The organism is Aquibacillus halophilus (genome assembly GCF_009649745.1).
Lineage (GTDB): Bacteria > Bacillota > Bacilli > Bacillales > Amphibacillaceae > Aquibacillus > Aquibacillus halophilus.
Map to the genome: position 1 here is coordinate 67,147 of NZ_WJNG01000016.1, position 12,848 is coordinate 79,994.

17 protein-coding genes are annotated in these 12,848 nt (G+C 34.8%); 9 read left to right on the forward strand and 8 right to left on the reverse strand.

The window, feature by feature from the left end; translation table 11 throughout:
* Positions 1 to 28: 28 nt before the first annotated feature.
* Together GH741_RS17855 and GH741_RS17860 are read left to right on the forward strand one after the other, a co-directional pair.
* Positions 29 to 526: a cyclic nucleotide-binding domain-containing protein gene (locus GH741_RS17855; RefSeq protein ID WP_153738125.1), complete on the forward strand. Its 498-nt coding sequence runs from the start codon at positions 29 to 31 to the stop codon at positions 524 to 526.
* A 71-nt stretch (positions 527 to 597) separates the two neighbouring features.
* A complete protein-coding gene (locus GH741_RS17860; RefSeq protein ID WP_153738126.1) occupies positions 598 to 984 on the forward strand; it encodes an IDEAL domain-containing protein in 387 nt (128 codons plus the stop codon).
* A gap of 627 nt (positions 985 to 1,611) precedes the next feature.
* Here the strand turns inward: GH741_RS17860 and GH741_RS17865 are convergent.
* Positions 1,612 to 1,911, reverse strand: coding sequence for a hypothetical protein (locus GH741_RS17865; protein ID WP_153738127.1), 300 nt, complete (start codon positions 1,909 to 1,911; stop codon positions 1,612 to 1,614).
* Between the two features lie 184 nt (positions 1,912 to 2,095).
* Here GH741_RS17865 and GH741_RS17870 point away from each other — a divergent pair, with 184 nt between their 5' ends.
* A complete protein-coding gene (locus tag GH741_RS17870; protein ID WP_153738128.1) occupies positions 2,096 to 2,761 on the forward strand; it encodes a ribonuclease H family protein in 666 nt (221 codons plus the stop codon).
* Positions 2,762 to 2,847: 86 nt separating this feature from the next.
* On the opposite strand, the gene GH741_RS17875 is transcribed toward GH741_RS17870, so the two are convergent.
* Both GH741_RS17875 and GH741_RS17880 read right to left on the reverse strand, forming a co-directional pair.
* Positions 2,848 to 3,036 (reverse strand): hypothetical protein, encoded by a 189-nt coding sequence (locus GH741_RS17875; protein ID WP_153738129.1) that lies wholly within the window; start codon positions 3,034 to 3,036, stop codon positions 2,848 to 2,850.
* Between the two features lie 39 nt (positions 3,037 to 3,075).
* Positions 3,076 to 3,285: a hypothetical protein gene (locus GH741_RS17880; protein ID WP_153738130.1), complete on the reverse strand. Its 210-nt coding sequence runs from the start codon at positions 3,283 to 3,285 to the stop codon at positions 3,076 to 3,078.
* Positions 3,286 to 3,480: 195 nt separating this feature from the next.
* On the opposite strand from GH741_RS17880, the gene GH741_RS17885 reads away from it, so the two are divergent.
* The 3 genes from GH741_RS17885 (at position 3,481) to GH741_RS17895 (ending at position 5,472) form a co-directional block, all read left to right on the forward strand.
* Positions 3,481 to 4,215: a toast rack family protein gene (locus tag GH741_RS17885; protein WP_153738131.1), complete on the forward strand. Its 735-nt coding sequence runs from the start codon at positions 3,481 to 3,483 to the stop codon at positions 4,213 to 4,215.
* Between the two features lie 170 nt (positions 4,216 to 4,385).
* The gene (locus tag GH741_RS17890) at positions 4,386 to 5,000 is read left to right on the forward strand and encodes a PH domain-containing protein (protein ID WP_153738132.1); all 615 of its coding nucleotides are present in this window, start codon (positions 4,386 to 4,388) and stop codon (positions 4,998 to 5,000) included.
* A 205-nt stretch (positions 5,001 to 5,205) separates the two neighbouring features.
* Complete coding sequence (locus tag GH741_RS17895; RefSeq protein WP_153738133.1) at positions 5,206 to 5,472, forward strand: phosphocarrier protein HPr; 267 nt, start codon at positions 5,206 to 5,208, stop codon at positions 5,470 to 5,472.
* An 82-nt stretch (positions 5,473 to 5,554) separates the two neighbouring features.
* On the opposite strand, the gene guaC is transcribed toward GH741_RS17895, so the two are convergent.
* From guaC to GH741_RS17915, 4 genes are all read right to left on the reverse strand, one after another.
* Positions 5,555 to 6,538 carry a GMP reductase gene (gene guaC, locus GH741_RS17900; RefSeq protein WP_153738134.1) on the reverse strand — a complete coding sequence of 328 codons (984 nt, stop codon included), beginning with the start codon at positions 6,536 to 6,538 and terminating at the stop codon, positions 5,555 to 5,557.
* A gap of 311 nt (positions 6,539 to 6,849) precedes the next feature.
* Positions 6,850 to 8,001, reverse strand: coding sequence for an ABC transporter substrate-binding protein (locus GH741_RS17905; RefSeq protein WP_240795557.1), 1,152 nt, complete (start codon positions 7,999 to 8,001; stop codon positions 6,850 to 6,852).
* A 199-nt stretch (positions 8,002 to 8,200) separates the two neighbouring features.
* Positions 8,201 to 8,983, reverse strand: a complete 783-nt coding sequence (locus tag GH741_RS17910) for an ABC transporter ATP-binding protein (RefSeq protein WP_153738135.1) — start codon at positions 8,981 to 8,983, stop codon at positions 8,201 to 8,203.
* A gap of 28 nt (positions 8,984 to 9,011) precedes the next feature.
* Positions 9,012 to 9,827: an ABC transporter permease gene (locus GH741_RS17915; protein WP_153738136.1), complete on the reverse strand. Its 816-nt coding sequence runs from the start codon at positions 9,825 to 9,827 to the stop codon at positions 9,012 to 9,014.
* A 203-nt stretch (positions 9,828 to 10,030) separates the two neighbouring features.
* On the opposite strand from GH741_RS17915, the gene GH741_RS17920 reads away from it, so the two are divergent.
* The 3 genes from GH741_RS17920 (at position 10,031) to GH741_RS17930 (ending at position 12,207) form a co-directional block, all read left to right on the forward strand.
* The gene (locus tag GH741_RS17920) at positions 10,031 to 10,396 is read left to right on the forward strand and encodes a hypothetical protein (RefSeq protein ID WP_153738137.1); all 366 of its coding nucleotides are present in this window, start codon (positions 10,031 to 10,033) and stop codon (positions 10,394 to 10,396) included.
* A gap of 113 nt (positions 10,397 to 10,509) precedes the next feature.
* A complete protein-coding gene (locus GH741_RS17925; RefSeq protein WP_153738138.1) occupies positions 10,510 to 11,442 on the forward strand; it encodes a D-2-hydroxyacid dehydrogenase in 933 nt (310 codons plus the stop codon).
* Between the two features lie 582 nt (positions 11,443 to 12,024).
* Positions 12,025 to 12,207: a small acid-soluble spore protein H gene (locus GH741_RS17930; protein ID WP_153738139.1), complete on the forward strand. Its 183-nt coding sequence runs from the start codon at positions 12,025 to 12,027 to the stop codon at positions 12,205 to 12,207.
* A 156-nt stretch (positions 12,208 to 12,363) separates the two neighbouring features.
* On the opposite strand, the gene GH741_RS17935 is transcribed toward GH741_RS17930, so the two are convergent.
* On the reverse strand, positions 12,364 to 12,624 hold the full coding sequence (locus GH741_RS17935) for a hypothetical protein (protein ID WP_153738140.1): 261 nt from the start codon (positions 12,622 to 12,624) through the stop codon (positions 12,364 to 12,366).
* Between the last annotated feature and the right edge of the window lie 224 nt (positions 12,625 to 12,848).

The following is a 12,848-nucleotide window of genomic DNA, read 5'->3' on the forward strand; positions in this document are numbered from 1 at the left end:
AATATATTACAGATAAGGTGGGATGTAGATGAAGTCAATCGCTCTTGATTTGAAACAAAAGGGTAGAAAAAATGACATAATGAACTTAGAAGAATATGGCATTGCGGTTCAAAAAAACCAGAGTGAAAGAATCTATACACCTGAGCAATCTACGAATGCCGCATTCTACTTAACAGAAGGATTTGTAAGACTTGTTAATCAACAGAATTGTATCACGAAAGTTATTGGATCACGTGAGTTTTTCGGGGATCGTTCGATATTCTCCTCGGAGAATATATATGCGGAAGCACTGACAAATATTAAATATGTACGTATAGATGAATCTAGCTACAAGCGCCTAATGGATGATAATGTAGAGCTTACAATGGATATTACTTCAAGCATATCTAAACATTACGCCTATTTGCAAAAGGAGCAAACTTTACTGTCCCGTTCTAAAGAACTTTTTGGACATATGAAAAGAGGACATTCACTATTGCCGCTACTGATCAATTGGAAAAAGGATTGCTCTATCTGTTTGAATTAGGACGATTTTTGTGATTTGAAAGTACATTGTACTAATTAATTCAGTTCTAAAAATTAGAGGAGGGGAAATTAATGGAAGTCAATAAGAAGTTAAATCTATCTGTTGGAGATTGGGTCAAGGGCGTTTCAAAAAATGGAGAACTGGTACATGGGTACTTGGAGAGTTTCCAACCAAACAATTCAAAAGTAGTTTTAAAAGTTGTAGTTAGTGATAACGAGCGAATCATTGGCAATACTGTACGTTTTGATGAACAGGATATTGAGAAAATTGATACTACTTTTAAAAATACGGAAAAACAGCTTGAAGACTTAATTGATTTGGCCCTATCCACTAGGGATCATAGCTGGTTCATGGAGTTATCAACGGAATTAAAGGCTTATAAGCAAGATGATAACACTTCTTCTAAAACGAAAAAACGTTCTAAAAACAATGGAAAACTAAGAAATAAATCATTTTAACAGATTATGTCAGGCACGTTTTGTCGGAATATTCCTACAAAACGTGCCTGATGTTATTTGGTTTAAATATCAACGATTATATAGATAGCTAGTTTTTTATTCTAAAACATCAGAATGCTGCTTTTTTGTATCCGAATTAATTGGTGAAGAGACACCAGCGTTTCTTATTTCTTCATCACTAATACCTTTTATTAACATAGGATTGAAATTGTACCAGATTTTTTCAACTCTAGTTGTAACAGTTCCTGCTTGCTGCTTTTAATGATAACTGTTGGCCTATAATTTGATTCACAAATGAATTGAAGTGGTTTTGATTTAAAGGATATAGATAGTTCCTACTCTTTATTAATTTTTCCAAAATTGGATCTGTTTTGGATAAGGATTTAAGTCTTACATCTTCTGAAGTAAACTAGAGTTTATCCATTTTTATCTACTCCTGAGGTTAAAGATTTTATCTTTTATCTATATAATTATTTAAAGGGAATAATATTATCACATACAACAAAACACGGATCTACAGGTAGTGTAATCCGTGTTGAATGGGTCCATTTCTAATAGTAAATATCAGCCTTTTATTTTGATGTGGTGTGAATAGTAGTGTTAATAAAAATGGTTTTTGGGGGCTAATTAACTAAAGATTCTGATAAGGCTTGTAATAGCAGCAATCGAACTGAGGCCAGTACCAATCACCCATTTTATCATCATTACTTGTGTGTTTTTAACATAGACTTCCATTTTTTCATGATAATAATCTAAGTCTGCTTTTGTAACGAGTTGTTTGTCTTTAATCAACTGTTCAACAATATCCTTAACTTCTTCACTTCCAGTTTTGGTGTTTAGAAATTCTTCAATTTCATCTGCTGTTGATTCAAGATCCTCTAGCTTATCCTCTATCATTTTTTGTTTCGCATATAAATCCTTAATCATTATCACCCCTTTCACAGTTTCTATCTCTAATAGGGACCCCCATTAATAACATATTCATAATTAATGAGGCACGGAAAGGCACTTGTCCACTTGTTATTAAAATAGACATAGGGGTAAACTATGAGTGTGTATGAATCGTTTACGCAATTATAAATATAAATAAACTTATTAAGGATGGTTTGTTATGAATATTAGAATTGAACTAACATATAAAACTCCAAAGGGAACAGAAACAATATTTAGCTCAGATATAATGCGTGCGGAAAAAGCGATACTAATTGCGGAAGATTTGGAAAAAAACGGACGAGCAAAAAACCTGATGTTTGTGGATGGTCATGAAACAACATGGTCGATGAAAGATTTAAAGAAATATATGAAGGGAATTGAAACTGAACCACATAATGCAACTGTGTATTTTGATGGTGGTTTTGATTTAGGAACAAAAAGATCTGGCTTAGGTTGTGTTATTTATTATGAACAGAATGGAAAGTCTTTTCGCCTTCGGAAAAATGCTTTAGTAGGAGAGTTGAACACAAATAATGAGGCTGAATACGCGGCATTTTATTTAGGGTTACAGGAACTTGAGCTCTTAGGTGTTCACCATCTACCTGTGACATTTATTGGGGATTCTCAGGTAGTTATTAACCAGTTACTTGGGGAATGGCCATGTGTAGAAGATGAGTTAAACAGATGGGCAGATCGAATTGAGGTAAAACTCGAGCAGTTAGGAATTACCCCAGAATACAACACCGTTTCAAGAAAGAAAAACCGGGAAGCCGACCAACTAGCAACACAGGCTCTAAAAGAAATTGAGATAACTAGTACAATGGAGCTAGGACACGAACAATAGCTGGATTGGTTGTCTTATAAAAAATGCAAGGTACTTTCCTAGAGAAAGTACCTTGCATAATTAAAATATTTTTTATTTTTCAAACTCTATTTTAGTGTTCGATTGAATTTTTCCATTTCGGGATCCTTCTTTAATGATTTCACATGAAAAGGATTAGCTGAATTGTTCTTTACATCCTTGATACCAATTTCTTTGCCAACTGGATCAGAAATTATTCCCTCTTGTTCCCCATCAAAGTGTGGGTCCTGTTCGACATTTTCGCTTCTTTTGGTCAACACATTCACCCCCTAAGGTTTAGGATGCTAAAAAAGGTCCTAACTTTCATCAAAAAATTCATTGAATAATCGTTGTTCCGTATCATCAGTAACGTTGTCAGTTGCATAGGGATTTTCGTCTTTATTTGTTTTCACATCTAAGTTGGTCTTTGCAACTATTCGTGGACTATTGGAAGGTTCCACAATTATTCGATCGTCTAAAGAATCGAAATCGGGCATGTCATTTTTTCTGTTTTCATTTTTCTCCATTTAAATTCCTCCACTTGATAATAAGATTTAGTTTGAGCTTTCTAACTAAAAAGTATTCCACTATTTCAACTGGTAATGAAAGGCTAAAGATATATACGTCTTAAGTCTTAGACATAATTACTCCTGGAGTACGTTTTGAAAGGTTAATTATTCCTCTATGATAGGAATATAAAGAAGTGATTTGGAGGAGTTAAAATGAAAAAGCAATTATTGTTAGGTTGTATCGTAGGATTTGGATTGTTAACAGTAGTGGGTTGTGGTTCTTTGAATCCAATTAACGCTGTTGTTGGTGACATAGAAAAAGACGAGATTGTTGTCAAAAAAGATCAAGCCACTGAACTTGAAATGGAATTAGATTTAGGTGCAGGTGAAATGCATGTTACAGGTGGTGCAAATGATTGGATCACAGGTGAAATTGAATACAATAGTAGTAAGTTAAAGCCAAAGGTTTCCTATGATTTGGATGGTAAAACGGGTAAAGCTTCTATTAAACAAAAGAAAAATGTAAATCTAAACGTAGAATTTGGAGAACACAAGAACAGATGGTATCTTCAGTTAACAGATGATATCCCAATGGATTTACAAGTAGATGTAGGTGCTTCAGATACAAAATTGGACTTAAGAGGTATTCAGTTAACAGAACTTAATTTAGATGCAGGAGTAGGGGACATTGAGGTTGATCTAAGTGGAGATTGGCAAGAAAGTTTCGACGCTACTATTCATACTGGTATAGGAGAAACAACCGTTATTCTTCCAAAAGATGTTGGCGTAAAGGTTGTGTCTGAAAAAGGCATAGGGACAGCTGATTTTACAGGATTCATTTCTCAAGGTGATAACGTCTATGTGAATGAAGCTTATGAAACAGCAGATGTTGTCATTATGGTCGAAGCAGAAATGGGTATTGGAGAAGCTAATTTCAAGTTGAAATGATATTGGTCTTAAAAATTTAGGCCAGACCACCACTCATTGGAGGTCTGACCTAAGTGCGTTCTTATATAGATGTAAATTAATTACATTTTAACTGTAAAAATAACCGAATATTCTAACATATATGATAAAATGAATAGGGTTATAACATTAAAATTTAAGGGGAGATGCACATGCTTAAGAAGTTTGCTTCCGATGCTTTAGGACTTTCCGATATTGGCAAAATTATTGAACCTGTCGACTTTGATAAAACAGATGCAGATGATTACGTAAGACATGAAGATAACGAAAAGATCTATTTTTTAATTAAGACAAAAGCAGATGAGTACTGTTTTACTAACTTAGCTTTTGTCCATGTGGATGGAGAAAATGCGATTTCTTCTAAGCGTACACTAAAGCGTTACCCGTATTCACAGCACAAGATTTCTAACGTTCTTTTAGAAACAGCAGGTAAAGTGGATTTAGATATTGAAATCAAATTTTCACTTGGAAACGAAGGCTTTAGTATCGATGTTGATAAGAAACAGATAGAAAAATTAAATGATCTTTATAAGGCGTTAGTCTTTATTTCTGAAATTACCCACGAAAATAATGTGATGCTAGAAATGGCTGGGCAAAGTCTGGATAAGGCTGTCACAGTTTTACAGAACTCTAGAACGAGTGAAACCCAACTGGCAGATCAATACAAACAATTAACAGAGTATGGATTTTCATGGTTGAAATCAGTTCGGGAGCAATACCATAAAAAGGATTTTGGAGATGTTTTTGAGAAATATATTAATAATTAACGAAATACTACCGAGTGGAATATTCCACTCGGTAGTATTTCGTTAAAGGCTTCCAATGACACTTAGAGAGCTCCTTTCGAACTTCTTGCTTCTAGTATTTGTTTTTGTACTCCACCCAAACTTGCTAAACAGATTACTTAGAGATTGTGGATGTTTTGGGTATAATGAAAAATGAAAACACCTATGAAGGAGCATTATTTATAATATGGTAGAAAAAACGTTTAAAGTTATTGATCCATTAGGCATTCATGCTAGACCTGCAACAGTCTTAATTCAACAAGCAAATAGGTTTAATTCCGAAATTAAATTAGAATATGGTAAAAAGGTAGCCAACTTAAAATCAATTATGGGTGTCATGTCCCTAGCAATAGAACATGGTGCTTCCTTTAAACTTAGCGTTAATGGTCATGATGAGGAAGAGGCATTAAACAATTTAGTAGACTTTTTACATACACAAGGATTAGCAGAATAATTAATGTGTGGACAAAAATAACAAAGTGCCTTCGTAGTTAACTACAAAGGCACTTTGTTATTTTTATTAACTTTATAATTTCCTAATATACCTTGTCCCCGTTAAAAATTGAATTCTTAACAATGACATAATCAACCGTGCGGATTGCTTCAAGCTTGTCTCCGCCAGCATAAGAAATGGCAGATTGAAGATCCTGTTCCATCTCTATCAGGGTTTCTTTTAAAGATCCTTTATGCTCGACAAACATTTTCTTACCTTCTACATTTTTCTTTTCACCTTTTTGATACTCTGAAGCCGAACCAAAATACTCTTTAAAAAGCTTTCCATCTTTCTCAAAGGTTTCCCCAGGAGATTCTTCATGACCAGCAAATAGTGACCCGATCATAACCATTGTTGCACCAAATCTTACTGATTTAGCTATATCCCCATGTGTGCGAATACCACCATCAGCAATAATTGGTTTACTTGCTGCTTTGGCACACCAACGTAGGGCTGCTAATTGCCAACCACCAGTACCAAAGCCAGTTTTTATTTTAGTGATACAAACCTTACCAGGTCCAATTCCAACTTTTGTCGCATCGGCACCAGCATGCTCTAATTCTCTTACTGCTTCTGGAGTACCAACATTACCTGCGATAAGAAAGCTTAGAGGTAAGTGTTTCTTAATGTGCTTGATCATTTCAATCACTGCATTGGAATGGCCATGAGCAATGTCAATCGTGATGTATTCAGGTGAAAGGTGTAACTCCGCCAATTGTTCTATGAATTTATACTCTTCTTCTTTCACTCCGACACTAATCGATGAGATTAATCCGCGTGATTTCATATCTTGAATAAATGTAATTCTTTTTTCAGGTTGAAAGCGATGCATTACATAAAAATAATTATTTTCAGCTAAATATAATGCGATTTTTTCATCTATAATCGTTTGCATATTTGCAGGAACAACAGGTAGTTTAAATGAATGTCCACCTAACCTTACAGTTGTATCACACTCTGAACGGCTGTTTACTACACATTTTGCAGGAATCAATTGAATATCTTCGTAATCAAATGCATTTTCCATTATATACACTCCTAAACACGAATAATAAAAGTTGGGTTAAATATAATTGTTCGTCCATTTGATAATTTACAGTATTTTTTGCAATATGTCAAAGGTTTTTGTGTTGTGGGGGGACTATGATTGTTCCAATTGTATGTAGTGACTGAAAAATAAAAGCCCTGAATTAGAATGTACTAAGGACATTCTAATTCAGGGCTTTTGAGTTCAAAAAACAAGTTGATAACAATCCCCTCGATTCAAACAAAGAGAAAAGTAAGTTATGGAGAGAGATGTTGTCAACAGAGATTGCTCAATCAGATTCCCTACTACTTTTATTCATATTCCCCAATAATTTCAACGACTTCTTCGACTAAGGAGGTATCTAAAACTTTATCAAAATCAAGTTCCTCAGTAATTGCTCCATTTTCTTTATAGAATTCATATTGATTTTTAATATCGTCGGTAAACATTTCACCGTTTGGATTTAATCCAGTTACACCAATACTTTTCCATACTTCTGGATCCTTTGTTGCAGTATGCATTGTCATGATATCTATGATCTCATCTTTATTGCCTGTTTCTTTGACAAATGCATCATTATAATCACGGACACCTTTTAGATAAGCTGCCATGAAGCGTTTAGCGACTTCTCTTTTTTCCCCTAGGAATTTTGGAGATCCAAGTACCATTGCAATCTGTGCATTTGGTGCAAAATCAGTTGCATCACCAAAGCGAACGTGAATATCATTTGAGATTCCTTGGGCAATCAATGGCTCAATTTGTAATGCAGCATCAATCTGGTTATTACCTAAAGCTGACATCATATTACCGAAATCTGACAATAATACAAACTCTACATCATCTCTTGTTAACCCAGCGTGCTCTAACATCAATTGATAAATATAGTCATCTACAGCATTTTTGGTAGAAACAGCAACCTTCTTACCTTTAAGATCTTCGTAGCTTGTAATTTCATCCTGTAAATCTTTTCTTAATACAAAGGTGAAATAAGAACTGCCCTCAACATTATGTCCTTTATCAGCGATAAATCGAACATCTATGCCCTGTGCAATTGCGTTGAAGAACGATGCGGAGGAAATACCACCTGCAACATCTACCTCTCCTGCAGCAACTGCGGGTAACATTTCATCACTGTTACCAAAAGTAGCAAATTCTATTTCGATGTTATAGTCCTCAAAATAGCCTTTTTCCTTTGCTATATAAAATCCAGCACCTGATGCTGATCCATCCTCAGCAATAACAACTTTGGCCGTTTCTTCCAAAGGTGCTAATGGATCCTCCTCTGAACTGGAACTGTCCTCCGTTTCGTCAGTTTCAGAACTTTGCTCCTCTGGTTCTTCAGTGGAGGTATCACCAGTATCAGGCTCTTCTTGTTCCGTGGTGGTGTTAGAGCTACAAGCAGTTAATGCTAATAGTAAAACAAGAAACGGAATGGTTAACCACTTCATTACATTATTTTTCATTTTTCAATCTCCCCTTCATAAATGTATATATCTATTTAAATAGATTCACGTATTAACTCGCTTTTCGAAGTAGTAGGATTCCCCCTTTCAGAAGTATTAGGTTAAAATTAGAACAAATTGGCAGGAGTACTAGCCAAATAACAATTCGTTTAACTTTCATTTTTGGGTATAAATCTTCCGCTGATTGTAGTTTCACTCTTTATTGTGTACGTGAACCTTGAACTTCTGTTTGGAGATGCTGCCATATATCAACAAACTCTTTGGCCATTTCTTCATTGGAACGAACATCCTCCATCGTTCGGGGGCGAGGCAAATTAATCTTTTTCTCTTTGATTATTTGCCCAGGTTGGGCACTCATCAATAGTATTCGATCACTTAAGAGCATAGCTTCATCGATGCTATGTGTAATAAATAACACTGTTTTTTTCGTTTCTTGCCATATATTTAATAGTTCCTCTTGGAGGATAAATTTGTTCTGTTCATCTAGAGCGGCAAATGGTTCATCCATCAACAATATTTCTGGGTCATTAGCAAAAGCTCTTGCGATACTTACCCGCTGTTTCATCCCCCCAGACAGTTCTTTGGGATAGAGATTGGCGAAGTTCTCCAAGCCAACCTTTTTCAAATAGTATGCCGTACGCTCTTTGATCACTCTAGTTGGCAAGTGTCTCATCCTTAAACCAAAAGCTACATTATCCTTCACTGTCATCCACGGAATCACACCCCGTTCTTGAAAGACCATTGATTGCAAAGGATTGTCTGCATTCTCCTGATTGATTTGGAAATTGCCGGTGCTAGGTGTTTCGAGTCCAGCAAGAATTCTCAGTAATGTCGTTTTTCCGCAGCCACTAGGACCGAGAAGACAGACGAATTCTCCCTCATCTATGGTTAAAGAAATGTTTTTGATCGCTTCTACGCTTTCGTTTCGTTTAAAAAATACTTTCGTTAATTGATTTAGTTCAATTTTTGCTTGACTGGTCAAACCTAAACACTCCCTTCCTTCAGACTCATTACTTCCAAGGTATTAACTTACTTTGTAGTCCACGGATTATCAGAGAAAAGAGATAACCAAAGAACGAAATCAACACGAGTCCTACATACATTTGTGGAAGTAAAAAGGCTTTATAGTTCATCCAAATAACATAACCAATACCTGAGTTAGCACCGATCATTTCAGCTGCAACGATGGTCAATAATGCAATCGCCTGCCCCATTTGAATACCCTCTAACATAACCGGAAGCGAGCCAGGTAAGGCAATTTTAAAAAAGAAATCCTTGGCATTGGCTCCGTAATTTTTAGCTACATCAATATAGATATTATCAATATTAATAACACCCGCAGCAGTATTAATTACTACTGGGAAAAAGACACTAATCGCAATGGTTACCATTTTTGAAAACTCACCAATCCCAAATATGATTAAAATAATTGGTAACATGGCAAGTGTTGGTATTGGCATAAACGCCATTACTAGTGGTGAAAAGAAATGGCGAATAGGAGAATACATTCCCATAAGTAGACCGACAATAATGGCTGGTATCACTCCTAATAAGAAGCCCGCAAAGATCCGAAGTAAACTGATTTCTATATGAGTAAATATTTCACCAGATAAACCCATTTGATATAGTGTTGCTAAAATTTTGGTTGGAGGTGGAAAAAAACGAGGATCAATTAGTGCTGTTCGTGATAACAACTCCCACAACATTAATACTAGAATTGGAGATGAAATAGTAAGTAATTGCTTAAATTTGGCTTTGCGCTGACGCTTTTTAAATTCCTCTTTTTCCACCTGGACTGCATATTCAGTCAACCGCTGTTTTTCCATGCTGTCACCACCTCTCACGTTGTTATACTATGCATTCGCCCAGAAAGTGTTCTTTAATAATTTTGCCTTTTTTGATGTTAATGAGTGCCCTATATCAGCTAGAGAATTCTAATAAGCTTAGAACTAGATGAAGGAGATAAGGTCTATTTGTCGAAGTTAACCGAGTAAAGAAAATAATCGAGATGTAGCAGGGGGGAGTTCTGTTGAGTAATAAACCTACTGAATTGGGTATCTTGTTAAGGGGAGAAAGGACCAATAATCGAAATGGTGAAATGGATAAAGCTAGCATTGAAAAAGTCATTCTTAATGAAATCCCTAAAGAAGAGGTCAGTACTTGGGAATTAATAAAAAATTTGCCGACTCCCCAGAAAAAACTGCTATGGTATTTAATAATTGAGTCTAATAAAGATGGAACGACAATTTACTCTCACGACAAAAACAACCTATTATTCCTCATGGATAAGGGTTTAATAAGATTGAACACTTTTTTTAAGTCTACAACTAAAGTTAGTGTATTTGTGCTTCGGGATACTCCATATCTGATGCGAGCCCTATCCAGGAAAAGGTAAAAATTTGTGTAGATTAATACTATAATGCTAGTCTTAAAATGGCTGCAATAATAGATAGTAAACTACTAGTGCATGATTTAGTTATTCAAGAATTAAATTAGGTGGGATACATGATGGATATAAAAAATATTTTAGTAACTGGAAAACTATACAATGAGTTTAAAAAAGCGATCAATATTGATTCGCACCGACAATCATTTCGTTTTATTGATGAAGAAATCGTTTCATCAGATGATTTGAAATGGGCGGATGCATATGTGAATTTTAAGCCAACAGCAAACTTTGAGTTTCACAATATTAAATGGGTTCATTCATTAGGAGCTGGAGTAGATAGTTTCCTCTATGAGAAGAAGTGGAAAGATGATGTATTACTAACCAGGACAATTTGTTCATTTGGCCAACGTATTAGTCAATACTGCTTAAGCTATTACCTCAAGGATCTACAGAAACATGATCTTTTTCAAAAACAACAAAAAGCTAATAAGTGGCAACCGATTACTCCACAACTAATTGATGGTCAAAAAACAGTAGTATACGGGACTGGAGAAATTGGTCAGGAGATTGCGAAATTATTCTCATCACTAGGCATGGAGGTCTTCGGCGTTTCATTAAGTGGAAGAAACAAACCTTATTTTAGTAAAGTTTATTCTACTACCACTGAATTTGACCTGTTTAGTGAGACAGATTTATTAATTAACACACTGCCATTAACAGAAAGCACGGATGGGCTGTTTGGAAAAAAAATCTTTGATCAATTAAATAATGCTGTTTTTATAAATGTTGGTAGAGGAGCTTCATTGATTGAATCTGATTTACTTAACTCCTTAGAGAAACAAAATATAAGATTGGCAGTTTTGGATGTCTTCAAAGAGGAACCCCTGCCCAAAGATAACCTGTTATGGCAACACAATAATGTAGTGATAACACCTCATATTTCAGCAGTTACAACAGTTGAAGAGGCTGTCAGTTGTTTTTTAGATACTCTTGATAGAATTGAAAAAAATAGTGAATTGAAAAATGATGTGGATCCTTTGAGAGGATATTAAACGGAAAAGGTGCTAGCCTTCCTATGAATGATTATCCATATTGGTCTAGCACCCGTTATTTCCTTTTCGTTTTGTAAACTTTGTTAAGTTCAACTTTGAGTTTTGCCGAGCATGTAACCTTAAGTAGGAGTTCCAGTAAGGGGATTCGCCATTAATAGATGGAATCGTTAATGGGCCAAATCCTTGAAGGTCGCTGGGCATGTACTTGAAATTTACAATCGTCAATTCACCAACTTATTGATTTTCTTATTTCTAAGGTTTATCTGCTTACATTAGCATTTATGGCAATACTCCTTCAGTATAGGGACTGAAATTTACATATATTAGAAAAAACATCCATTTATGGTTATTTTCAATAGAAAGGAATTAAAATCCTTTTATATTTTGAAGTCAACACACTCGTTATACCAACAATCTAAATAGCAAATAAATGGAATCAAGTTATATTAAAAAATTAGAACAATTTTTAAAAAAGGTTAAGATTGAGAAACATTATATTTATGAACATCTATAAAACATTATTTTTTTCTTGTATATTTGTTAATTTAAGGCAAAAAATATGGTCAAAAGGAGGTCTTGACCATGGATGCTAAAAGAGCACAAGAGATTGCTTCTTCACCAGCAATGGCTAATGTAACTTATAATGGTGGGAAAATGTATATTGAGCATGTCGATCAAGAAACTGGAAATGCAACTGTCCATCCACTTGATAATCCAGAAATGAAGCAAAGTATTTCAGTTAACAACCTGATGGAAGAACAATAATTTAACCATTAAGAAACACCGCCACAACAAGCGGTGTTTCTTAATGGCTAAATTATTTACATGAGCTAAAAGTTTTTACGATTTTTTAAAATGGAATTGGACTTCTAAATTTAAGTAAAAGTCGAATATGAAATTATTAGCTTTAAATTTTGTTTATTACCATTGTTCAAAATGAGCGTTGTTATTTTCTGCTTCTTGTTCTGCTATAGTTCGAATAGGATTTGCTCCTTGCCCACCAACTTGATTGGCTCCGACATCTTGAAAGGGTTGTTCACTTTGTGAATTGTCCAGTGCATTACTAATTGTTTGAGGTAATCGCTGAAAAGTCCCATTTTGCACACCTCTAGTAATGCCGTAAGCAGCTGCACCGGCTGCGCCTATAGTTAACACTGAATTCATTATTCCTCGTCTGTTCATTCTAAACATCATCCTTCCAATTTAGTTAGACCCTAATTTTATTTAGGATATCTGTAGTTTTTATAAAAAAATAATAAATATACAAAAGTCTTTTTTAATTGTTAGAAATCTTAATGCAAAATTATAGATATCAGAGGTTAGTCGGTGAAAATGGATATTTACTTCGAAATGGATGGATAAACATTTGGAATATTAATGTGCAACTAAACGTTTATTGATAAAAT

Bases quoted from the DNA above. Each gene is read 5' to 3' on its own strand.
- GH741_RS17855 (WP_153738125.1), top strand. From the start codon at position 29: ATGAAGTCAATCGCTCTTGATTTGAAACAAAAGGGTAGAAAAAATGAC.
- GH741_RS17880 (WP_153738130.1), bottom strand. From the start codon at position 3,285: ATGGAGAAAAATGAAAACAGAAAAAATGACATGCCCGATTTCGATTCT.
- GH741_RS17925 (WP_153738138.1), top strand. From the start codon at position 10,510: ATGGATATAAAAAATATTTTAGTAACTGGAAAACTATACAATGAGTTT.
- GH741_RS17895 (WP_153738133.1), top strand. From the start codon at position 5,206: ATGGTAGAAAAAACGTTTAAAGTTATTGATCCATTAGGCATTCATGCT.
- GH741_RS17935 (WP_153738140.1), bottom strand. From the start codon at position 12,624: ATGAACAGACGAGGAATAATGAATTCAGTGTTAACTATAGGCGCAGCC.
- GH741_RS17885 (WP_153738131.1), top strand. From the start codon at position 3,481: ATGAAAAAGCAATTATTGTTAGGTTGTATCGTAGGATTTGGATTGTTA.
- GH741_RS17930 (WP_153738139.1), top strand. From the start codon at position 12,025: ATGGATGCTAAAAGAGCACAAGAGATTGCTTCTTCACCAGCAATGGCT.
- GH741_RS17870 (WP_153738128.1), top strand. From the start codon at position 2,096: ATGAATATTAGAATTGAACTAACATATAAAACTCCAAAGGGAACAGAA.
- GH741_RS17860 (WP_153738126.1), top strand. From the start codon at position 598: ATGGAAGTCAATAAGAAGTTAAATCTATCTGTTGGAGATTGGGTCAAG.
- GH741_RS17890 (WP_153738132.1), top strand. From the start codon at position 4,386: ATGCTTAAGAAGTTTGCTTCCGATGCTTTAGGACTTTCCGATATTGGC.
- GH741_RS17905 (WP_240795557.1), bottom strand. From the start codon at position 8,001: ATGAAAAATAATGTAATGAAGTGGTTAACCATTCCGTTTCTTGTTTTA.
- GH741_RS17915 (WP_153738136.1), bottom strand. From the start codon at position 9,827: ATGGAAAAACAGCGGTTGACTGAATATGCAGTCCAGGTGGAAAAAGAG.
- GH741_RS17865 (WP_153738127.1), bottom strand. From the start codon at position 1,911: ATGATTAAGGATTTATATGCGAAACAAAAAATGATAGAGGATAAGCTA.
- guaC (WP_153738134.1), bottom strand. From the start codon at position 6,538: ATGGAAAATGCATTTGATTACGAAGATATTCAATTGATTCCTGCAAAA.